The 21,410-nt window shown below is 66.8% G+C and carries 15 protein-coding genes and 1 tRNA gene; 3 read left to right on the forward strand and 13 right to left on the reverse strand.

Annotated elements, in window-relative coordinates:
- Positions 1 to 91: 91 nt before the first annotated feature.
- From tuf to rpsL, 4 genes are all read right to left on the reverse strand, one after another.
- Positions 92 to 1,285: an elongation factor Tu gene (tuf, locus tag ACWDYJ_RS31240; RefSeq protein WP_451568965.1), complete on the reverse strand. Its 1,194-nt coding sequence runs from the start codon at positions 1,283 to 1,285 to the stop codon at positions 92 to 94.
- A 150-nt stretch (positions 1,286 to 1,435) separates the two neighbouring features.
- Positions 1,436 to 3,565 carry an elongation factor G gene (gene fusA, locus ACWDYJ_RS31245; protein ID WP_451568966.1) on the reverse strand — a complete coding sequence of 710 codons (2,130 nt, stop codon included), beginning with the start codon at positions 3,563 to 3,565 and terminating at the stop codon, positions 1,436 to 1,438.
- 39 nt (positions 3,566 to 3,604) lie between these two features.
- Complete coding sequence (rpsG, locus tag ACWDYJ_RS31250; protein ID WP_007265894.1) at positions 3,605 to 4,075, reverse strand: 30S ribosomal protein S7; 471 nt, start codon at positions 4,073 to 4,075, stop codon at positions 3,605 to 3,607.
- A 2-nt stretch (positions 4,076 to 4,077) separates the two neighbouring features.
- Positions 4,078 to 4,449 (reverse strand): 30S ribosomal protein S12, encoded by a 372-nt coding sequence (gene rpsL, locus ACWDYJ_RS31255; RefSeq protein WP_007265893.1) that lies wholly within the window; start codon positions 4,447 to 4,449, stop codon positions 4,078 to 4,080.
- Positions 4,450 to 4,935: 486 nt separating this feature from the next.
- On the opposite strand from rpsL, the gene ACWDYJ_RS31260 reads away from it, so the two are divergent.
- Positions 4,936 to 5,889, forward strand: a complete 954-nt coding sequence (locus ACWDYJ_RS31260) for a YfhO family protein (RefSeq protein ID WP_451568967.1) — start codon at positions 4,936 to 4,938, stop codon at positions 5,887 to 5,889.
- Positions 5,890 to 5,941: 52 nt separating this feature from the next.
- On the forward strand, positions 5,942 to 7,183 hold the full coding sequence (locus ACWDYJ_RS31265) for a YfhO family protein (RefSeq protein WP_451568968.1): 1,242 nt from the start codon (positions 5,942 to 5,944) through the stop codon (positions 7,181 to 7,183).
- 138 nt (positions 7,184 to 7,321) lie between these two features.
- Here the strand turns inward: ACWDYJ_RS31265 and ACWDYJ_RS31270 are convergent, their stop codons facing one another.
- The 9 genes from ACWDYJ_RS31270 to ACWDYJ_RS31310 all read right to left on the reverse strand — a co-directional run bounded on the left by ACWDYJ_RS31270 (position 7,322) and on the right by ACWDYJ_RS31310 (position 19,705).
- Positions 7,322 to 11,221 (reverse strand): DNA-directed RNA polymerase subunit beta', encoded by a 3,900-nt coding sequence (locus ACWDYJ_RS31270; protein WP_451568969.1) that lies wholly within the window; start codon positions 11,219 to 11,221, stop codon positions 7,322 to 7,324.
- A gap of 97 nt (positions 11,222 to 11,318) precedes the next feature.
- The gene (rpoB, locus tag ACWDYJ_RS31275) at positions 11,319 to 14,801 is read right to left on the reverse strand and encodes a DNA-directed RNA polymerase subunit beta (RefSeq protein WP_451568970.1); all 3,483 of its coding nucleotides are present in this window, start codon (positions 14,799 to 14,801) and stop codon (positions 11,319 to 11,321) included.
- A gap of 622 nt (positions 14,802 to 15,423) precedes the next feature.
- Positions 15,424 to 15,807 carry a 50S ribosomal protein L7/L12 gene (rplL, locus tag ACWDYJ_RS31280; RefSeq protein ID WP_451568971.1) on the reverse strand — a complete coding sequence of 128 codons (384 nt, stop codon included), beginning with the start codon at positions 15,805 to 15,807 and terminating at the stop codon, positions 15,424 to 15,426.
- Between the two features lie 110 nt (positions 15,808 to 15,917).
- Entirely contained in the window at positions 15,918 to 16,448 is a 531-nt protein-coding gene (gene rplJ / locus ACWDYJ_RS31285) for a 50S ribosomal protein L10 (protein WP_451568972.1), read from the reverse strand.
- 360 nt (positions 16,449 to 16,808) lie between these two features.
- Positions 16,809 to 17,537: a 50S ribosomal protein L1 gene (gene rplA, locus ACWDYJ_RS31290; RefSeq protein ID WP_451568973.1), complete on the reverse strand. Its 729-nt coding sequence runs from the start codon at positions 17,535 to 17,537 to the stop codon at positions 16,809 to 16,811.
- Between the two features lie 86 nt (positions 17,538 to 17,623).
- Positions 17,624 to 18,058, reverse strand: a complete 435-nt coding sequence (rplK, locus tag ACWDYJ_RS31295) for a 50S ribosomal protein L11 (protein ID WP_351821568.1) — start codon at positions 18,056 to 18,058, stop codon at positions 17,624 to 17,626.
- 169 nt (positions 18,059 to 18,227) lie between these two features.
- Positions 18,228 to 19,160 (reverse strand): transcription termination/antitermination protein NusG, encoded by a 933-nt coding sequence (nusG, locus tag ACWDYJ_RS31300; protein ID WP_451568974.1) that lies wholly within the window; start codon positions 19,158 to 19,160, stop codon positions 18,228 to 18,230.
- Positions 19,161 to 19,245: 85 nt separating this feature from the next.
- Complete coding sequence (gene secE, locus ACWDYJ_RS31305) at positions 19,246 to 19,527, reverse strand: preprotein translocase subunit SecE (protein ID WP_451568975.1); 282 nt, start codon at positions 19,525 to 19,527, stop codon at positions 19,246 to 19,248.
- 105 nt (positions 19,528 to 19,632) lie between these two features.
- A tRNA-Trp gene (locus tag ACWDYJ_RS31310) sits at positions 19,633 to 19,705 on the reverse strand.
- Between the two features lie 192 nt (positions 19,706 to 19,897).
- Between ACWDYJ_RS31310 and ACWDYJ_RS31315 the strand changes: the two genes are divergently transcribed.
- Entirely contained in the window at positions 19,898 to 21,124 is a 1,227-nt protein-coding gene (locus ACWDYJ_RS31315; RefSeq protein WP_451568976.1) for a pyridoxal phosphate-dependent aminotransferase, read from the forward strand.
- The last annotated feature ends 286 nt before the right edge of the window (positions 21,125 to 21,410 follow it).

Consider the following 21,410-nt stretch of genomic DNA (forward strand, 5'->3'; position numbering starts at 1 on the left):
CGGCTGGTCGCCCTGGCGCTGCCGCGCTCCACCGAACTGGCCGTGGCGGTCATGGTGCCCGCTCGCGCGAGCTACCAGGTCAGAGCAACAATTACTTGTTGATCTTGGTGACCTGGCCGGCGCCCACGGTACGACCACCCTCGCGGATGGCGAACTTCAGGCCCTCTTCCATCGCGACCGGCTGGATGAGGTTGACCGTCATGTCGGTGTTGTCACCGGGCATGACCATCTCGGTGCCCTCAGGCAGCGTCACGACGCCCGTTACGTCCGTGGTACGGAAGTAGAACTGCGGGCGGTAGTTGTTGAAGAACGGGGTGTGACGGCCACCCTCGTCCTTCGACAGGATGTACGCGGCGGCCTCGAACTCGGTGTGCGGCGTAACCGAACCGGGCTTGATGATGACCTGGCCGCGCTCGACGTCCTCGCGCTTGATGCCACGGAGGAGCAGACCGACGTTCTCGCCGGCCTGGCCCTCGTCGAGCAGCTTGCGGAACATCTCGATGCCGGTGACCGTGGTGGTGGTCTTCTCGGGCTTGATGCCGATGATGTCAACGGTCTCGTTGACCTTCAGGACACCACGCTCGATACGACCGGTGACGACGGTGCCACGACCGGTGATCGTGAAGACGTCCTCGACGGGCATCAGGAACGGCTTCTCGGTGTCACGCGGCGGGGTCGGGATCGCCTCGTCGACGGCGTCCATCAGGCCGAGGAGCTTGTCGCCCCACTCCTTGTCGCCCTCGAGCGCCTTCAGCGCGGAGACCTGGACGACCGGCAGGTCGTCGCCCGGGAAGTCGTACTCGGAGAGGAGCTCACGAACCTCGAGCTCGACGAGCTCCAGGATCTCCTCGTCGTCCACCATGTCGGCCTTGTTCAGGGCGACGACGATGTACGGAACGCCGACCTGGCGGGCCAGGAGCACGTGCTCCTTGGTCTGCGGCATCGGGCCGTCGGTGGCGGCGACCACGAGGATGGCACCGTCCATCTGGGCGGCACCGGTGATCATGTTCTTGATGTAGTCCGCGTGACCCGGGCAGTCGACGTGGGCGTAGTGACGCGCCTCGGTCTGGTACTCGACGTGCGCGATCGAGATGGTGATACCGCGCTGGCGCTCCTCAGGAGCCTTGTCGATCTGATCGAAGGCCGAGGCCGCGTTCAGGTCCGGGTACTTGTCGTGCAGCACCTTGGTAATGGCGGCCGTGAGGGTCGTCTTACCGTGGTCAATGTGACCGATGGTGCCGATGTTGACGTGCGGCTTAGTCCGCTCGAACTTCGCCTTCGCCACGGGGGTCCTCCTGAGAGTGGTTCTGTACGCCTTAACTCATCGGCGCCAGGTGATCTTTGCTGGATTGCCGGTTCCCCCGGGGCAACGGGAGTTTTGCTCCTGTTGCCCCAGAGGCTCCGGTGACAAGCCTAAAGCGTGTACTCGGAAGAGTTACTCGCCCTTGGCCTTCGCGATGATCTCCTCAGCGACGTTCCGGGGAACCTCGGCGTAGGAGTCGAACTGCATCGAGTAGCTGGCGCGACCCGAGGTCTTGCTGCGGAGGTCTCCGACGTAGCCGAACATCTCCGAAAGGGGCACGAGGCCCTTCACGACGCGAGCGCCGTGGCGCTCCTCCATGGCCTGGATCTGGCCACGGCGGGAGTTGATGTCGCCGATGACGTCACCCATGTAGTCCTCGGGCGTGGTGACCTCTACGGCCATCATCGGCTCGAGGAGCACGGGAGAAGCCTTGCGCGCGGCCTCCTTGAAGGCCTGCGAGCCGGCAATCTTGAACGCGAGCTCGGAGGAGTCGACCTCGTGGTAGCCACCGTCGAGAAGGATGACGCGGACGCCAGTCATCTCGTAGCCGGCCAGGATGCCGAACTGCATGGCTTCCTGCGCACCCGCGTCGACCGAGGGGATGTACTCCCTCGGGATGCGGCCACCGGTGACCTTGTTCACGAACTCGTACGCCGGACCGTCGGTCTCGGTGATGGGCTCGATCGCGATCTGCACCTTGGCGAACTGACCGGTACCACCGGTCTGCTTCTTGTGGGTGTAGTCGTGACGCTCGACGCTCTTGCGAATCGTCTCGCGGTACGCGACCTGCGGCTTGCCGACGTTGGCCTCGACCTTGAACTCGCGCTTCATACGGTCGACCAGCACCTCGAGGTGCAGCTCGCCCATACCGCCGAGGATGGTCTGGCCGGTCTCCTCGTCCGAGTGAACGTGGAAGGAGGGGTCCTCCTCCGCGAGACGCTGGATGGCTACACCCAGCTTCTCCTGGTCACCCTTGGACTTGGGCTCGATGGCGACCTGGATGACCGGAGCCGGGAAGTCCATGGACTCCAGGATCACGGGTGCCTTGTCGTCACACAGCGTCTCACCGGTGGTGGTCTGCTTCAGGCCCATGACGGCGACGATGTCACCGGCGCCCACCGCGTCGATCTCTTCACGCTTGTTGGCGTGCATGCGGTAGATCTTGCCGATGCGCTCCTTCTTGCCCTTGACGGAGTTCAGCACCGCAGTGCCGGCCTCCAGGCGGCCCGAGTAAACCCGGACGAAGGTGAGCTTGCCGAGGTGCGGGTCGCTCATGATCTTGAACGCCAGCGCCGCGAGGGGCTCGTCGTCGGAAGGCTTGCGCTTCACGACCAGCTCCGCGTCCTTGACGTCGTGGCCTTCGATGGCCTCGATGTCCAGGGGCGAGGGGAGGTAGCGGACGACGGCGTCGAGCAGGGGCTGAACGCCCTTGTTCTTGAACGCCGTGCCACAGAACACCGCGGTGATCGTGGCGCCCTCGCCCTTGCCGGAACCGATGATGATGCGACGCACGGCGGCGTGCAGCTGCTCGATCGAGGGCTCTTCGCCCTCGAGGAACAGCTCCATGATCTGGTCGTCGTTCTCGGCGACCTGCTCGATCAGCTTCGCGCGCCACTCTTCAGCGGCCTCGGTGTGCGTGGCCGGGATGTCGACGATGTCGTACATCTCGCCCTTGGTCGCCTCGGCGGACCAGACGAACGCCTTCATGGTGACCAGGTCGACAACGCCCTGGAAGTCCATCTCGGCACCGATGGGGAGCTGCATGACGATCGGAACCGCGCCGAGGCGGTCCTCGATCATGTCGACGCAGCGGTGGAACTCGGCACCGGTGCGGTCGAGCTTGTTGACGAAGCAGATACGCGGGACGCCGTAGCGGTCCGCCTGACGCCAGACAGTCTCGGACTGCGGCTCGACACCCGCGACACCGTCGAACACGGTGACGGCGCCGTCGAGGACGCGGAGCGAACGCTCCACCTCGACGGTGAAGTCGACGTGACCCGGGGTGTCGATGATGTTGATGGTGTGGTCGACCTCTTCAAGAGGCCAGTGGCAGGTCGTCGCGGCAGACGTGATGGTGATACCACGCTCCTGCTCCTGCTCCATCCAGTCCATCGTGGCAGCGCCGTCGTGGACCTCACCGATCTTGTACGACACACCGGTGTAGAACAGGATGCGCTCGGTGGTGGTCGTCTTCCCCGCGTCGATGTGGGCCATGATCCCGATATTGCGGACCTTGGCCAGGTCAAGCGAAGTGGTAGCCATAAGGCTTCGGTCTTCTCTCGGTCTCGATGTGGGGTGGGACTACCAGCGGTAGTGCGCGAAGGCCTTGTTGGACTCGGCCATCTTGTGCGTGTCCTCGCGCTTCTTGACCGCAGCACCCAGACCGTTGGAGGCGTCGAGGAGCTCGTTCATGAGGCGCTCGGTCATGGTCTTCTCGCGACGGGCGCGGGAGTAACCGACGAGCCAGCGCAGCGCGAGGGTGGACTGACGGCCGGGCTTGACCTCGACCGGGACCTGGTAGGTCGCGCCACCGACACGGCGGGACTTGACCTCGAGCGACGGCTTGACGTTCTCCAGCGCGCGCTTCAGCGTGATGACCGGGTCGTTGCCGGTCTTCTCGCGGAGGCCTTCCATGGCGCCGTAAACGATGCGCTCGGCGGTGGAGCGCTTGCCGTTCAGGAGGATCTTGTTGATGAGCGACGTCACCAGAGGAGATGCGTAGACCGGGTCGATGATGACCGGGCGCTTCGGGGCGGGGCCCTTACGAGGCATTCTTACTTCTCCTTCTTGGCGCCGTAGCGGCTGCGGGCCTGCTTGCGGTTCTTGACAGCCTGCGTGTCAAGCGCACCGCGGATGATCTTGTAACGAACACCCGGCAGGTCCTTCACACGGCCACCACGCACGAGCACGATCGAGTGCTCCTGCAGGTTGTGTCCCTCACCCGGAATGTAAGCGGTGACTTCGATGCCGGAGGTCAGACGCACACGCGCGACCTTACGCAGCGCCGAGTTCGGCTTCTTCGGGGTGGTCGTGAACACACGCGTGCAGACGCCGCGACGCTGGGGCGAAGCCTCAAGCGCGGGGGTCTTTGTCTTCTCGACCTTGTCCTGCCGGCCCTTCCGGACCAGCTGCTGGATCGTAGGCACTACTTCTCCGGTTTCTGTGTGCCGTTAGTGGAGCTAACCTGGAACATTTGCCGACCCACGCGGTCGGGTGTGTCGGATCCGGCGGACCTCCGCGCAAGCACGGAGACGCATGGATCGCGGTGGCCGATGCGGCTCCAGTGCGGCTGATGGACACGCACGGGAGCCAAGGCACACCCCAGGCACAAGGTAAGAGCGTACCTACCGCATCCACTGCGGTCAAAACAAAAGCCCCGCACACGAACACGCCGAAAGCAAGTCGGAGCGCACCGCGTCGGTCGCGGGCGAGCCGGCGATCTTCGGCGGGCCGCTCGGCCGGCGCGGGCGCCCGAGCGGCGGGGTCCCGCGGCGGTCCTACACTGGCGAGCCGGACGACCGGACGACCGGACAAACCGCCTCGCCGTCTCGCCGTGTCGTCGTCCCGCCGTCTCGCCGTGTCGTCGTCCCGCCGGCGGGAGTCGATCAGCAGCGAGCAGAGCTTTGGGCAGCGTGGCCGCCTCGCAACCCACACGGCAGGTCACCGCGCCTCCTGCTCCGGACCGCCCGGCCCCGAGCCGGAGACCCGCCCGCCTCCACGGTCCGCTCCTCGCGTTCCTCGTCACCTCGGGCGCCTTCTGCGCGGCCTGGGTGGCCCGCGGCACCTTCCCCTTCGGCAACACCGGCCGGGCCGTCAACGACCAGGCCAACCAGTACGTGCCCTTCCACCGCGCGCTCTGGGACCTGGTCCACGGGCAGGCCGCCGGCGACCTGCTCTTCACCTGGCGCGGCGGCTTCGGCCAGCAGTTCCTGTCCGACTACCACACGTACCTCGGCAACCCCTTCTCCTGGCTGGCCGTACTGGTCCCCCGCGAGCACGTGGACCTGGCCGTCTTCGCGGTCACCCCGCTCACCATGGGCACCGCCGCCGCCCTGATGACGGTGTACCTCGGCAAGCTGCACCCCGGCCCCTGGTTGCAGCGGGGTGTGCTCGGAGCCACGTACGGCCTGTGCGGCTGGGCGCTGAGCGACGCCTCGTACATCCCGATGTGGCTGTGGGGCCTGGTGGCCCTGCCGCTGCTCGGCATCGCGGTCGAGTGGTGCCTGGAGGGGCGGCGCTGTCCCGGCGTGGCCCTGCTGGTCGCCCTCGCCTGGTTCGGCAACTTCTACACCGCGATGATGGCGACTATGGCCGCGTGCGTGCTGCTCGCCGTCCGGCTGATCGTCCGGGACATGACGGGCGCGCAGCGGCTGCGCGCGGTGTGGCGGGCGGCGACCGCCTCCGGGACCGGCATCCTGCTGACCCTCCCCTTCCTCCTCCCGTCCTTCCTGTCGAGCGGGGCGCCCAGCCCACCCGGGCCGGCGCCTTCGACCCGGTACGGATCGACATCCTCCTCGCCGGAATGCTCCCCGCGACCCACCTCTGGGGCGGCCGGCCGCGCCTCTACATCGCCTCGCTCGGCCTGATCCTGGCGGGAACCTTCGTCCTCAACACGGCGATCGCGAAGAGGACCCGCCGGTGTGGGCCGCCGCGATCCTGCTGGTGGTCGCGTCCTTCCAGTTCCCGCCGACCCAGTACGTGTGGCACGGGCTCGCGGTGCCGAACGGCAACCCGTACCGCGAGGCCTTCGTCTTCAGCGGCATGGTGGTGATCGTCGCCTGGCTGGCCCTGGCCCACCGCCCGCGCGTCCTCCACCTCGCACTGGCCGCGGCCCTCCTCGTCACGGCCACCTTCGTCCTGCGCCACACGGACGACTTCGGCGGCTGGACCTGGCCGGCGGTCCTCGGCGGCGGGGCGCTCTCCCTGCTGGCCCTGGTCCTCCTGACCCTGGGTGAGAAGCGCCGCGTGCTCCTCCCCGTGGCCGCGGTCCTGATGATCGGCGTCGTCTTCGCCGAGTCCACCGTCGCCGCGGCCAACGCGGACGCCCGCCGCGCGCGCGAGCGCTGGGCGAAGCCGGCCGCCACGTCGAACCAGTCGATCACCCACCACTTCGAGGCCGTGCGCGGCGTGGACGGCTGGCCCGCGTACCGTACGGACTCGGGCGCGCCGCAGACCTCGTACAACGACGCCCTCGCCCTCCAGGCGGAGGGACCGCAGTACTACAGCAGCTACCTCCCCGAGGTCACCTACCAGGCGCTGGAGCCGCTCGGCTACGGCTTCAAGAACGACGGCCGGACCTTCTTCGGCGCCGACAACCCGGTCCTCGACGCGATCTTCTCGATCGGCGCACGGGTCCGCCCGGGGGACGCCCCGCACACCTGGACGGGCTCGAAGTTCCCCGCGCCCCCGCTGGTCACCGTCCGCTCCGCCCCGTACGCCTCCCCCAACCCGGCGGACAGCGTCTACGCCCGCCAGGAGACCGTCCTCGGGGCCACGCTCTACGCCGTCCCCCCGGTCCGCCGCGCCGGTACGGCCACCGAGCAGACGTACGCCGCCCAGTGCCGGCCCGGCTCCGAGGCCTACTGGTACTCCCCCGAGCTGTACGGCAGCTCACCGCCACCGGCGCCACCGAGGTCAAGGCGGGCGGCCACACCATCGAAGCCGCCCTCCCCCGAGGCGCCACCGGCACGGCCGTCCTCTCGACGACCGCCGTCCCGGGCTGGCAGTGCTCGGCCCCCCTGCGGGACTTCCACGGCCTCCTCGCCGTCCAGCTCCCGCCCGGAACCGAAAAGATCTCCTGCGCCTTCACCCCGAAGGGCCTCACCCCGGGCCTCGCCGCCGCCACCCTCGCCCTCCTCGCCCTCACCTCGGTCACGGTGACGGGTCTGCGCCGCCGCCGGACCTGACCCTGCCCCCGCGCCCGCCCCTCCGTGGGAACGAAAAGGCCCCCCGCCGCTCCTCTCGGAGCCGCGGGGGGCTTCTTCTCATGCGCTCACACGCTCACGCGCGTACGAACTGTCAGCCGTTGTAGGGGCCGTAGTCGTAGTCCTCCAGCGGGACAGCCTGGCCGGAGCCGGTGCCGAAGGGTGAGTAGTCGATGTCGTCGTAGCCGACGGCCGAGTACATCGCGGCCTTGGCTTCCTCGGTCGGCTCGACCCGGATGTTGCGGTAGCGGGCGAGGCCCGTACCGGCCGGGATGAGCTTACCGATGATGACGTTCTCCTTGAGGCCGATCAGGGAGTCCGACTTGGCGTTGATCGCCGCGTCGGTCAGGACCCTGGTCGTCTCCTGGAAGGACGCCGCCGACAGCCACGACTCGGTGGCCAGCGAGGCCTTGGTGATACCCATCAGCTGCGGACGGCCGGAGGCGGGGTGACCGCCCTCGGTGACCACACGACGGTTCTCGGTCTCGAACTTCGAGCGCTCGACGAGCTCGCCCGGCAGGAGCTCCGCGTCGCCGGACTCGATGATCGTCACGCGGCGCAGCATCTGCCGGATGATGATCTCGATGTGCTTGTCGTGGATCGACACGCCCTGCGAGTTGTAGACCTTCTGGACTTCGCCGACCAGGTGGACCTGGACGGCACGCTGGCCGAGGATGCGCAGCACGTCGTGCGGGTTGGTGGCACCCATGGTGAGCTTCTGGCCCACCTCGACGTGGTCGCCCTCGTGCACGATGACCTTGGCGCGCTTGGAGATCGGGAACGCCGTCTCCTCGCTGCCGTCGTCGGGCGTGATGACGATCTTCTTCGTCTTCTCGGTCTCCTCGATCCGCACGCGGCCGGCGGCCTCGGAGATCGGGGCGACACCCTTCGGGGTACGGGCCTCGAAGAGCTCGACGACACGCGGCAGACCCTGCGTGATGTCGTCACCGGCCACACCACCGGTGTGGAAGGTACGCATCGTCAGCTGGGTACCGGGCTCACCGATGGACTGGGCGGCGATGATGCCGACCGCCTCACCGATGTCGACCAGCTTGCCGGTGGCCAGGGAGCGGCCGTAGCAGAAGGCACAGGTGCCGACCGCGGACTCGCAGGTCAGGACCGAGCGGGTCTTGACCTCCTCGACGCCGTTCGCGATGAGGGCGTCGATGAGCACGTCACCGAGGTCCACGTTCGCCGGCGCGATGACCTTGCCGTCGATGACGACGTCCTCGGCCAGCATGCGGGCGTACACGGAGGTCTCGACGTCGTCCGCCTTGCGGAGGACACCCGCCTCGTTCTTGACACCGATCTTCAGCTTGAGGCCGCGCTCGGTACCGCAGTCCTCCTCGCGGATGATCACGTCCTGCGAGACGTCCACCAGACGACGGGTCAGGTAACCCGAGTCGGCGGTACGCAGGGCGGTGTCCGCCAGACCCTTACGGGCACCGTGCGTGGAGATGAAGTACTCCAGAACGGTGAGGCCCTCACGGAAGGACGCCTTGATCGGACGCGGGATGGTCTCGTTCTTCGCGTTCGACACCAGACCACGCATACCGGCGATCTGTCGCATCTGCATCATGTTTCCTCGGGCACCCGAGTCAACCATCATGAAGATGGGGTTCGTCTTGGGGAAGTTCGCGTTCATCGCCTCGGCAACCTCGTTGGTCGCCTTGGTCCAGATCGCGATGAGCTCCTGCGTGCGCTCGTCCTTGGTGATCAGACCGCGCTCGTACTGCTTCTGGACCTTCTCGTCCAGGTCCTCGTAGCCCTTGACGATGGCCTTCTTGGCCTCGGGCACGACGACGTCGGAGATGGCCACGGTGACGCCCGAACGGGTCGCCCAGTGGAAGCCGGCCGCCTTCAGGTTGTCGAGCGTCGCCGCCACGATGACCTTGGGGTAGCGCTCCGCCAGGTCGTTGACGATCTCGGAGAGCTGCTTCTTGCCCACCGAGTAGTCGACGAACGGGTAGTCCTCGGGCAGCAGCTCGTTGAAGAGCGCGCGGCCCAGGGTGGTGCGCAGCCGGAAGCTGTCGCCCTGCTGGAACTCCTGCTCGCCTTCCTCGGCGACCGGCGGCACCCAGCCACGCGGCGGGATGGTGCCCACCGGGAAGCGGATGTCGACGGACGACTGGAGCGCGAGCTCGCCGTTGTCGAACGCCATGATCGCCTCGGCGGTCGAGCCGAACGCACGGCCCTCGCCCTTGACGTCGCGGAGCTCACCGTCGGTGGTCAGGAAGAACAGACCGAGGACCATGTCCTGGGTCGGCATCGTGACCGGACGGCCGTCGGCCGGCTTCAGGATGTTGTTCGAGGACAGCATCAGGATGCGGGCCTCGGCCTGCGCCTCCGCGGAGAGCGGGAGGTGCACGGCCATCTGGTCACCGTCGAAGTCCGCGTTGAACGCGGTGCAGACGAGCGGGTGGATCTGGATGGCCTTGCCTTCGACCAGCTGGGGCTCGAAGGCCTGGATGCCGAGGCGGTGCAGCGTGGGCGCACGGTTCAGCAGCACCGGGTGCTCGGCGATGACCTCTTCGAGCACGTCGTAGACGACCGTACGGCCGCGCTCGACCATGCGCTTCGCCGACTTGATGTTCTGCGCGTGGTTCAGGTCGACCAGGCGCTTCATCACGAACGGCTTGAAGAGCTCCAGCGCCATGGCCTTGGGCAGACCACACTGGTGCAGCTTCAGCTGCGGACCGACGACGATCACGGAACGCGCGGAGTAGTCCACGCGCTTACCGAGAAGGTTCTGACGGAAACGACCCTGCTTGCCCTTCAGCATGTCGCTGAGGGACTTCAGGGGACGGTTACCGGGACCGGTCACCGGACGACCACGACGACCGTTGTCGAAGAGGGCGTCCACGGCCTCCTGAAGCATGCGCTTCTCGTTGTTCACGATGATCTCGGGGGCGCCGAGGTCAAGGAGTCGCTTCAGACGGTTGTTGCGGTTGATCACGCGGCGGTACAGGTCGTTCAGGTCGGAGGTCGCGAAGCGGCCACCGTCCAGCTGCACCATCGGACGCAGGTCCGGCGGGATCACCGGCACGCAGTCCAGAACCATGCCCTTGGGCTTGTTGCTGGTCTGCAGGAACGCGGAGACGACCTTGAGGCGCTTGAGCGCGCGGGTCTTCTTCTGGCCCTTGCCGGTACGGATGATCTCGCGGAGGCGCTCGGCCTCTTCCTCGAGGTCGAAGGACTCCAGGCGCTTCTGCAGCGCCGCGGCGCCCATGCAGCCGTCGAAGTACGTGCCGAAGCGGTCACGCAGCTCGCGGTAGAGGAGCTCGTCGCCCTCGAGGTCCTGGACCTTGAGGTTCTTGAAGCGGGCCCACACCTCGTCGAGGCGGTCGATCTCGCGCTGGGCGCGGTCACGCAGCTGCTTCATCTCGCGCTCGGCACCTTCGCGCACCTTGCGGCGTACGTCGGCCTTCGCGCCCTCGGCCTCGAGCTCGGCCAGGTCGGTCTCGAGCTTCTTGGCCCGGCCTTCGAGGTCCGCGTCACGGCGGTTCTCGATCTGCTGGCGCTCGACGGAGACGTGGGCCTCCAGCGACGGGAGGTCGCGGGTGCGGCGCTCGTCGTCCACGAACGTGATCATGTACGCGGCGAAGTAGATGACCTTTTCGAGGTCCTTCGGCGCGAGGTCCAGCAGGTAGCCAAGACGCGACGGAACGCCCTTGAAGTACCAGATGTGGGTAACGGGAGCGGCCAGCTCAATGTGGCCCATCCGCTCGCGTCGCACCTTGGCGCGAGTGACCTCGACGCCGCAACGCTCGCAGATGATGCCCTTGAAGCGGACACGCTTGTACTTACCGCAGTAGCACTCCCAGTCCCGGGTCGGACCGAAGATCTTCTCGCAGAAGAGTCCGTCCTTCTCGGGCTTGAGCGTGCGGTAGTTGATGGTCTCCGGCTTCTTGACCTCGCCGTGGGACCAGGTTCGGATGTCGTCCGCGGTGGCAAGGCCGATCCGCAGCTCGTCGAAGAAGTTGACGTCGAGCACTGTGCGTCAATCCCTCTTTCGGGGTCGAGTCTCAATCATGGTCTGAACGGTCCCGGGGATGACGGGGGGCTCTCGTCGGAGCCCCCCGTCAGGCCCGTCAGACCTCTTCGACGCTGCTCGGCTCACGCCGGGACAGGTCGATACCGAGCTCCTCCGCCGCGCGGAAGACGTCCTCGTCGGTGTCGCGCATCTCGATGGACATGCCGTCCGAGGACAGCACCTCCACGTTGAGGCAGAGCGACTGCATTTCCTTGATGAGCACCTTGAAGGACTCGGGAATGCCCGGCTCGGGGATGTTCTCGCCCTTGACGATGGCCTCGTAGACCTTCACGCGGCCGGTCACGTCGTCGGACTTGATGGTCAGCAGTTCCTGGAGGGCGTAAGCGGCGCCATAAGCCTCGAGCGCCCACACCTCCATCTCACCGAATCGCTGGCCACCGAACTGTGCCTTACCACCCAGCGGCTGCTGCGTGATCATCGAGTACGGACCGGTCGACCGGGCGTGGAGCTTGTCGTCGACCAGGTGGTGGAGCTTGAGGATGTACATGTAGCCGATCGAGACCGGCTCGGGGAACGGCTCACCGGAGCGGCCGTCGAACAGACGCGCCTTGCCGGACGGAAGGACCAGACGGTCCCCGTCGCGGTTCGGGAGCGTGTGCTCGAAGAGGCCGGCGAGCTCGTCCTCACGGGCACCGTCGAACACCGGGGTGGCGACGTTGGTGCCGGGAGAGACCTGGTCGGCGCCGATCGCCTGCAGGCGCTTCGCCCAGTCCTCCGCCAGGCCGGAGACGTCCCAGCCGCGGCTGGCGAGCCAGCCGAGGTGGATCTCCAGGACCTGTCCCGGGTTCATTCGGGACGGGACACCCAGCGGGTTCAGGATGATGTCGACCGGCGTGCCGTCCTCAAGGAAGGGCATGTCCTCGATCGGAAGGATCTTGGAGATGACACCCTTGTTGCCGTGGCGGCCGGCGAGCTTGTCACCGTCGGTGATCTTGCGCTTCTGGGCGACGTAGACGCGGACCAGCTGGTTCACGCCCGGAGGAAGCTCGTCGCCCTCCTCGCGGTCGAAGACGCGGACACCGATGACCTTGCCGATCTCACCGTGAGGGACCTTGAGCGAGGTGTCACGCACCTCGCGGGCCTTCTCACCGAAGATCGCGCGGAGCAGGCGCTCCTCCGGGGTCAGCTCGGTCTCGCCCTTGGGCGTGACCTTTCCGACCAGGATGTCGCCGGCGACCACGTCCGCACCGATGCGGATGATGCCGCGCTCGTCGAGGTCCGCGAGGACCTCCTCGGAGACGTTCGGGATGTCCCGGGTGATCTCCTCGGGACCGAGCTTGGTGTCACGGGCGTCGACCTCGTGCTCCTCGATGTGGATCGAGGAGAGGACGTCGTCCTGCACGAGGCGCTGCGACAGGATGATCGCGTCCTCGTAGTTGTGACCCTCCCACGGCATGAACGCGACGAGCAGGTTCTTGCCGAGGGCCATCTCGCCCTCTTCGGTCGCCGGTCCGTCGGCGAGGACCTGGGACTCGACGATCCGGTCACCCTCGCTGACGATGACCTTCTGGTTGACCGAGGTGCCCTGGTTCGAGCGGGAGAACTTCGCGACGCGGTACGTGGTGTACGTGCCGTCGTCGTTGGCGACGGTGATGTAGTCGGCCGAGACCTCCTGGACGACACCGTCCTTCTCCGCACGGATGCTGTCACCGGCGTCGACCGCACAGCGGTACTCCATGCCGGTGCCGACCAGCGGCGCTTCCGCCTTGATGAGCGGAACGGCCTGGCGCATCATGTTCGCGCCCATGAGGGCACGGTTGGCGTCGTCGTGCTCCAGGAAGGGGATCATCGCGGTGGCGACGGACACCATCTGGCGCGGGGAGACGTCCATGTAGTCGACGTCGTCGCCGGCGATGTAGTCGATCTCGCCGCCACGACGGCGCACCAGCACGCGGTTCTCGGTGAAGCGCATCTCGTCGGACAGGCCGGCGTTGGCCTGGGCGATGACGAAGCGGTCTTCCTCGTCGGCCGTCAGGTAGTCGACCTCGTCCGTGACGAAACCATCGATGACCTTGCGGTACGGGGTCTCGACGAAGCCGAACGCGTTGACGCGGCCGTAGGAGGCGAGCGAGCCGATCAGACCGATGTTCGGGCCTTCAGGGGTCTCGATCGGGCACATGCGGCCGTAGTGCGACGGGTGCACGTCACGGACCTCGAAGCCGGCCCGCTCACGAGAGAGACCACCCGGGCCGAGCGCCGACAGGCGGCGCTTGTGGGTGAGACCCGAGAGCGGGTTGTTCTGGTCCATGAACTGCGACAGCTGGCTGGTGCCGAAGAACTCCTTGATGGAGGCGACGACCGGCCGGATGTTGATCAGGGTCTGCGGCGTGATCGCCTCGACGTCCTGGGTCGTCATCCGCTCGCGGACGACGCGCTCCATACGAGCCAGACCCGTACGGACCTGGTTCTGGATGAGCTCGCCGACGTTGCGCAGACGACGGTTGCCGAAGTGGTCGATGTCATCGGTCTCGACCACGATCGAACGGCCGGACTCGCCGGTCGTCTCGGTCTCGCCGGCGTGCAGCTTGACCAGGTACTTGATCGTCGCGATGACGTCGTCGGTGGTGAGCACACCGGCGTCCAGCGGCTCGTCGGCGCCGAGCTTCTTGTTCACCTTGTAGCGGCCGACCTTGGCGAGGTCGTAGCGCTTGGGGTTGAAGTAGAGGTTCTCGAGCAGCGTCTGAGCGGCCTCACGGGTCGGCGGTTCGCCCGGACGCAGCTTGCGGTAGATGTCGAGCAGCGCGTCGTCCTGGCCCTGGGTGTGGTCCTTCTCCAGGGTGGCGCGCATGGACTCGTACTCGCCGAACTCCTCCATGATCTGCTCGGTGGTCCAACCGAGAGCCTTCAGGAGAACGGTGACGGACTGCTTGCGCTTGCGGTCGATGCGGACACCGACCATGTCGCGCTTGTCGATCTCCATCTCGAGCCAGGCACCCCGGGAAGGGATGATCTTGGCCGCGAAGATGTCCTTGTCGGACGTCTTGTCGATGGAGGAGTCGAAGTAGACACCAGGGGAACGGACAAGCTGCGACACGACGACACGCTCGGTGCCGTTGATGACGAAGGTGCCCTTGTTGGTCATGAGCGGGAAGTCGCCCATGAAGACCGTCTGAGACTTGATCTCTCCGGTCTCGTTGTTCGTGAACTCGGCTGTGACGAACAGCGGCGCCGCGTACGTGAAGTCGCGGTCCTTGCACTCGTCGACAGAGTTCTTCGCCGGCTCGAAACGGTGGTCGCGGAAGGTCAGCGACATCGACCCGGAGAAGTCCTCGATCGGCGAGATCTCCTCGAAGATCTCTTCCAGACCGGACTTGGTGGGGACGTCCTGTCCACTCTCAAGCGCCGACTCGACGCGAGACTTCCAGGCGGCATTGCCGAGCAGCCAGTCAAAGCTCTCGGTCTGCAGCGCCAGGAGGTTCGGAACCTCGAGGGGCTCCTTGATCTTTGCAAAGGAGATGCGCAGCGGGGCAGTGCTGGCACCGTTGTTCGTATTGGTCGAGGCGTTGCGCGAGGCGGCCAAGAGGGGGTCCTTCCGAGGGCTCGGACTCACTACGCGCGTACCGGTCCCAGCCGACACAGAAGACAGGCGCTCCCGATCTGGTCGAACGACCAGATCAGAGGCAATCAATCAGTGTGCTCAAGCGTGGGCATGCCCCTGGCGACGGGCAGGGGGCAGCTAACAGGCAGCGCAAAGGGTCAGTGTAGCCACTCGGCTCACTGATGTCCAGACCAGGTTTCCGGAAACCGGCAACAGGCCTTCCCCACGTAGTAAAACCAAACCAACACCGCGTCCAACCGACACCGCGTCCAGCAACCAACACCGCGACCAACCACTGCGACCAACGCTGCGGCACTCGCACACGGAGTGCGTATGAGTACTGCCCTCTTCGTAGTCGATCCATGCCTGGGATCTCGAATCGAGCTGCCCGAGCAGGCGACGGGTTTGAGAATTGCGCGCCGTCGGCCGTTCGTCAAGGCCCCGTGCTCCGAGCGGATCATCTGTGGACCCTGCTTCGAGGCAACGAAGATCACCCTACTCCCCAACGAGACCAGGGCAAGTCAGGCACTGGGGGTACGCCGAAGGGCGACCACCCTTACGGGTGATCGCCCTTGACCGAGGCCGTCAGACGGCCTCAGAGGTGTTACTTGACCTCGACGCCGGCGCCGGCAGCCTTGAGGGACTCGGCGGCCTTGTCAGCGGCCTCCTTGGCGACCTTCTCGAGGACGGGCTTCGGGGCGCCGTCCACGAGGTCCTTGGCCTCCTTGAGGCCCAGGGAGGTCAGCTCACGCACGACCTTGATGACCTGGATCTTCTTGTCACCGGCAGAGGTGAGGATGACGTCGAACTCGTCCTGCTCCTCGACGGCCTCGACAGCGGCGCCGCCACCGGTCGGGCCGGCAACGGCGACGGCCGCGGCGGCGGTGACGTCGAACTTGTCCTCGAACGCCTTCACGAACTCGGAGAGCTCGATGAGGGTCATCTCCTCGAACTGGGCGAGGAGGTCGTCCTGAGAGAGCTTCGCCATGATGGGCGATCCTTCCACTAAATCGGCAGGTGCCGGATGTATATAGAGGCGGGCGTTACGGCCCGCTACGACTCACGCACTAGGCGGCGTGAATCAGTGCGCGAGCCGAATTACTCGGCACCGCCCTGCTCGGCCAGCTTGACGCGAAGCGCTTCCGCAGTGCGGACGAACTTCGACGGGAGCGCCTGGAAGAGCGAGGCAGCCTGGGACTGCTTGCCCTTCATGGCACCCGCCAGCTTGGCGAGCAGAACCTCGCGGGACTCGAGGTCCGCAAGCTTCTTGATCTCATCGGCGGAGAGCGCCTTACCATCAAGGACACCAGCCTTGATGATGAGATTCGGGTTGTCCTTGGCGAAGTCACGCAGGCTCTTCGCCGACTCCACCGGGTCACCGGTGATGAAGGCGACCGCGGTCGGACCAGCGAAGTGCTCGTCCAGCGCGGTGATCCCGGCCTGGTTGGCCGCAATCTTGGTCAGCGTGTTCTTCACCACGGCGTACTGGGCGTTCTCACCGAGCGAACGACGCAGCGTCTTGAGCTGCGCGACGGTGAGACCCCGGTACTCGGTCAGCACGGCGGCGTTCGAGCTCTGGAACTGGTCCGTGAGCTCGGCTACCGCGGCAGCCTTGTCGGGCCTTGCCATAGAGCGTCGGCCTCCTTCCGGGTGATGAGGACCGCTCAGAAGGGTCTGAACAAAACGAAACGCCCCGGCGCAAGCGCACGGGGCGTAAAGCTCAACCGGATTTCTCCGGGAACCTTCTCCACGAACACCTGCGCAGGACGTCCGCATGCAGCGGATCCTTCGGCCGCCGTCCTCTTTCGAGCACGGCAACGACCAGCGGTCTTTGGCTTCTGGAGAAGACTACGTGAAAGGTTCGAGCCAAGGCAAATCGCCCCAGGAGGCGGCTACGGGCCCGATACGGAGACGGGCCCCCCGCCACCCTGTGAAGGGGGCGAGGGGCCCGTCCAGCAAGCCACAGAGCCGTTCTCAGGCTCGGACGGCTCAGACCGCGGCCGGGTCTTCCTCGACGAGGAGGTTCCGGGTGCGGTTGGAGTCCAGCATGATGCCGGGACCCATGGTGGTGCTCAGGGCGGCCTTCTTGATGTAGCGGCCCTTCGCGGCGGACGGCTTCAGACGGATGATCTCGTCCAGGGCCGCCGCGTAGTTCTCGACCAGCTGCTCATCGGAGAAGGAGACCTTGCCGATGATGAAGTGCAGGTTCGAGTGCTTGTCGACGCGGAACTCGATCTTGCCACCCTTGATCTCGGTGACAGCCTTGGCGACGTCCATCGTGACGGTGCCGGTCTTCGGGTTCGGCATCAGACCACGGGGACCGAGCACGCGGCCGAGGCGGCCGACCTTGCCCATGAGGTCCGGCGTGGCGACAACCGCGTCGAACTCGTTGAGGCGGTTGCCCTTGGCGATCTCGTTGATGAGCTCGTCGTCGCCGACAATGTCGGCGCCGGCGGCCACCGCGGCCGCAGCACGGTCACCGGTCGCGAAGACCAGGACCCGGGCGGTCTTGCCGGTGCCGTGCGGGAGGTTCACGGTGCCGCGGACCATCTGGTCGGCCTTGCGCGGGTCGACACCCAGGCGGAAGGCGACCTCGACGGTGCTGTCGAACTTGGTCGCGGAGGTCTCCTTGGCGAGACGGACGGCCTCGAGCGGGGCGTACTGCTTCTCCCGGTCGATCTTGGCGTCCGCAGCGCGGAGAGTCTTGCTGCGCTTCACTTCTGCTCCTGTGTTGTGACTTCAGGCGTGGAGTCGTGGTGCGGACCAGCGCTTGGCCCTACCACTGTGGTGCTGGGGTGGCTGGATCAGCCTTCGACCGTGATGCCCATCGAGCGCGCGGTGCCGGCGATGATCTTCTCGGCCGCGTCGATGTCGTTGGCGTTGAGGTCGGGCATCTTGATCGTGGCGATCTCGCGGACCTGGTCACGCGTGAGCTTCGCGACCTTGGTCTTGTGAGGCTCGCCGGAGCCCTTCTCCACGCCCGCGCTCTTCAGGATGAGGCGCGCGGCCGGCGGAGTCTTGGTGATGAAGGTGAAGGAACGGTCGTCGTAGACCGTGATCTCCACCGGCACGACCATGCCGCGCTGCGACTCGGTCGCGGCGTTGTAGGCCTTGCAGAACTCCATGATGTTGACGCCGTGCTGACCGAGCGCGGGGCCGACCGGCGGAGCCGGGTTGGCCGCACCGGCCTTGATCTGGAGCTTGATAAGCCCCGTGATCTTCTTCTTCTTGGGAGGCATTGCTCTCTCCGGGTCCTAGTGAGAGTTTTCAGCCGCCAACCGGTCATCCGGATGGAGGCATACCGCACCACGATAACGGGTACAGGTGCGGGGCTAAAAACCGAGCAGGTCAGAGCGCCCTTTACGGGGCGGTCTGACCTGTTCGGAAGCTGGCGTCAGAAGATCTGGATCAGTTCTTCTGGATCTGGTCGAAGCTGAGCTCGACCGGGGTCTCGCGGCCGAAGATCTCGACGAGACCCTTGACCTTCTTCGAGTCCGGGTTGATCTCGTTGATCGTCGCCTGGAGCGTCGCGAACGGGCCGTCGGTGACGGTGACCGAGTCGCCGACCTCGAAGTCGAGCACCTCGATCGCACGCTTGACCGCGGGCGCCGGCAGGCCGGCCTCTTCCGCGGCGGCCTTGGCGGCCGCTTCCTGGAGCTCCGGGGCGAGCATCTTGACGATCTCGTCCAGGGTCAGCGGGTACGGGTCGTACGCGTTGCCGACGAAGCCGGTGACACCAGGCGTGTTGCGGACGACGCCCCAGGACTCGTTCGTCAGATCCATGCGGACGAGAACGTAACCGGGCAGCTTGTTCTGCCGGACGTTCTTGCGCTCGCCGTTCTTGATCTGGACGATCTCTTCCTCGGGCACCTCGGCCTGGTAGATGAACTCCTCGACGTTCAGCGAGACGGCACGCTGCTCCAGGTTCGCCTTCACGCGCTTCTCGTAGCCCGCGTAGGTGTGGATGACGTACCACTCGCCGGGGAGCCGGCGCAGCTCCTCACGGAGCGCCTGGATCGGGTCGACGGGCTCGGCGGGCTCGACCTCTTCGGTCTCGGCCTCGGCCTCTACGTTCGTCTCGGCCTCTGCGTCGGTCTCAGCGGCGGTCTCGGCCTCGGCCTCGGCGTCGTCGTCGGCCTCTTCGACCTCGGCGTCGTCCTCTGCCTCGGCGTCGACCTCGCCCTCGACGTGCAGCGCGGCCTCCTCGGCGGCGACACCCGCCTTGGCGTCGGCGTGCTCGGCTTCGTCGGGGTCCACAGCGTCTGCAGCCTCGACGATGTCGAGCTGGTCCTCGACGGACTCGACGGAGTCGCGGCTCGCGTTCAGGTTCGGGTCAGACACGGTGGCTGCTTCTTCCTGGATACAAAAAAGGTGGTCGAACATGCGAAAACGGGCGGCACCATCAAGGCGCCGCCCTCCGCGGGGATCAGCCGAAGACGAACTTGATGGCTTCCTGGAACCCATAGTCAATCACGGTCACGAGACCGATCATGATGACGACGAAGACGATCACCACAGTGGTGTACGTCGTGAGCTGGTTCCTGGTGGGCCATACGACCTTGCGGAGCTCCGCGACGATCTGGCGGTAGAACAGCGCGAGACGGCCGATGGGGCCCTTCTTGCCGCGCTTGCCGCCCTTGCGGGCCTTCTTCTCGCGAGTGTCATCCTCGGCGTCAGGCATGTCGATGGAGCCCAGGGCGTCCGTCACGTCTCTCACCTGAATCCGGGTCGTGGCCGTAGCCGCGCCCGGTTGCGCCGCACGGCGTTGCATCGAAGTACGTACCTGCGCACACGTCCGAGAAGGAGTGTGGAGCAGGGCCGGAGGGACTCGAACCCCCAACCGCTGGTTTTGGAGACCAGTGCTCTACCAATTGAGCTACGACCCTTTGCGTTCCCCAACCTACCGCATCCGGGCGAGTGCACGGAGTGCTCACGCTCTGGGGCGGTTGGTGAGGACCAACGACAGGTGAGTGTACGTGGTCCGGGCCGTGACGTCGAACAGAAGGCATCCGGACCTGCTCCGTCCGGTACCTGAAACGGTGTGCGGCGCTTCCGGGCCGTCTGGGACGATTGCCGGCATGACCTCTGCAACGCCTTCCTCCGAGCGCCGGGTGTCCGCCCGCATCGGCGCCATTTCCGAGTCCGCCACCCTCGCCGTCGATGCCAAGGCCAAGGCCCTCAAGGCCGCCGGCCGCCCGGTGATCGGCTTCGGCGCGGGCGAGCCCGACTTCCCGACCCCGGACTACATCGTCGAGGCGGCGGTCGAGGCCTGCCGCAACCCGAAGTACCACCGCTACACGCCCGCCGGCGGTCTGCCCGAGCTGAAGGCCGCCATCGCCGCGAAGACGCTGCGCGACTCCGGATACGAGATCGACGCCTCCCAGGTCCTGGTGACCAACGGCGGCAAGCAGGCCATCTACGAGGCGTTCGCGGCCATCCTCGACCCGGGTGACGAGGTCATCGTCCCGGCCCCGTACTGGACCACCTACCCGGAGTCGATCCGCCTCGCGGGCGGTGTGCCGGTCGAGGTCGTCGCCGACGAGACCACCGGCTACCGGGTCTCCGTCGACCAGCTGGAGGCCGCGCGCACCGAGCGCACCAAGGTCGTCCTCTTCGTCTCCCCGTCCAACCCGACGGGCGCCGTCTACAGCGAGGCCGAGACCGAGGCGATCGGCCGCTGGGCCGTCGAGCACGGCCTATGGGTACTGACGGACGAGATCTACGAGCACCTGGTCTACGGCGACGCCTCCGCCGTCTCCCTCCCGGCGGTCATGCCCGAGCTGCGCGACAAGTGCATCGTGGTCAACGGTGTCGCCAAGACGTACGCGATGACCGGCTGGCGCGTCGGGTGGATCATCGGTCCGAAGGACGTGGTGAAGGCCGCGACCAACCTGCAGTCGCACGCCACGTCCAACGTGAGCAACGTGGCGCAGGTGGCCGCGCTCGCAGCCGTCTCGGGCAACCTGGACGCGGTCGCGGAGATGGGGCGTGCCTTCGACCGGCGCCGCCAGACGATCGTGCGGATGCTGAACGAGATCGACGGCGTCTTCTGCCCGACCCCCGAGGGCGCGTTCTACGTGTACCCGTCGGTGAAGGCGCTGCTCGGCAAGGAGATCCGCGGCAAGCGCCCGCAGACCTCGGTCGAGCTCGCGGCGCTGATCCTGGACGAGGTCGAGGTCGCGGTCGTCCCCGGCGAGGCCTTCGGCACCCCGGGCTACCTGCGCCTCTCGTACGCCCTGGGCGACGAGGACCTGGTCGAGGGCGTCTCCCGCATGCAGAAGCTCCTGGCGGAGGCCAGGGCCTAGGCCTCCGGCGGTTCCGGCGGGATCCTGGGCCGGCGTCTCCCTCTTGGGGAGACGCCGGCCCAGCCCGCACCCGGCCCTGGCCGACCGCCACCCACCCCACCGTTCCCGCGCCCGGCCCGGGCGGGCCGCGCCGGCCCACAACCCAGCCCCGCCGGGCCGCGCCCACCTTGCCGGCCCCACCCAGCCTCGCCAGGGGGCACCTCCCAGCGATAGCTGGGGGAGTTTGAGGCGCGGGGTCTGGGGCGGAGCCCCAGCGGCCGGTCCGCGGGGACCCGTCGCCCCCGCT

This window comes from Streptomyces sp. NPDC003042, assembly GCF_053591315.1.

Coding starts and splice junctions, on each gene's coding strand:
- rplL (WP_451568971.1), bottom strand. CDS start 15,807: ATGGCGAAGCTCTCTCAGGACGACCTCCTCGCCCAGTTCGAGGAGATG.
- rplJ (WP_451568972.1), bottom strand. CDS start 16,448: ATGGCAAGGCCCGACAAGGCTGCCGCGGTAGCCGAGCTCACGGACCAG.
- ACWDYJ_RS31315 (WP_451568976.1), top strand. CDS start 19,898: ATGACCTCTGCAACGCCTTCCTCCGAGCGCCGGGTGTCCGCCCGCATC.
- rplK (WP_351821568.1), bottom strand. CDS start 18,058: ATGCCTCCCAAGAAGAAGAAGATCACGGGGCTTATCAAGCTCCAGATC.
- rpsG (WP_007265894.1), bottom strand. CDS start 4,075: ATGCCTCGTAAGGGCCCCGCCCCGAAGCGCCCGGTCATCATCGACCCG.
- fusA (WP_451568966.1), bottom strand. CDS start 3,565: ATGGCTACCACTTCGCTTGACCTGGCCAAGGTCCGCAATATCGGGATC.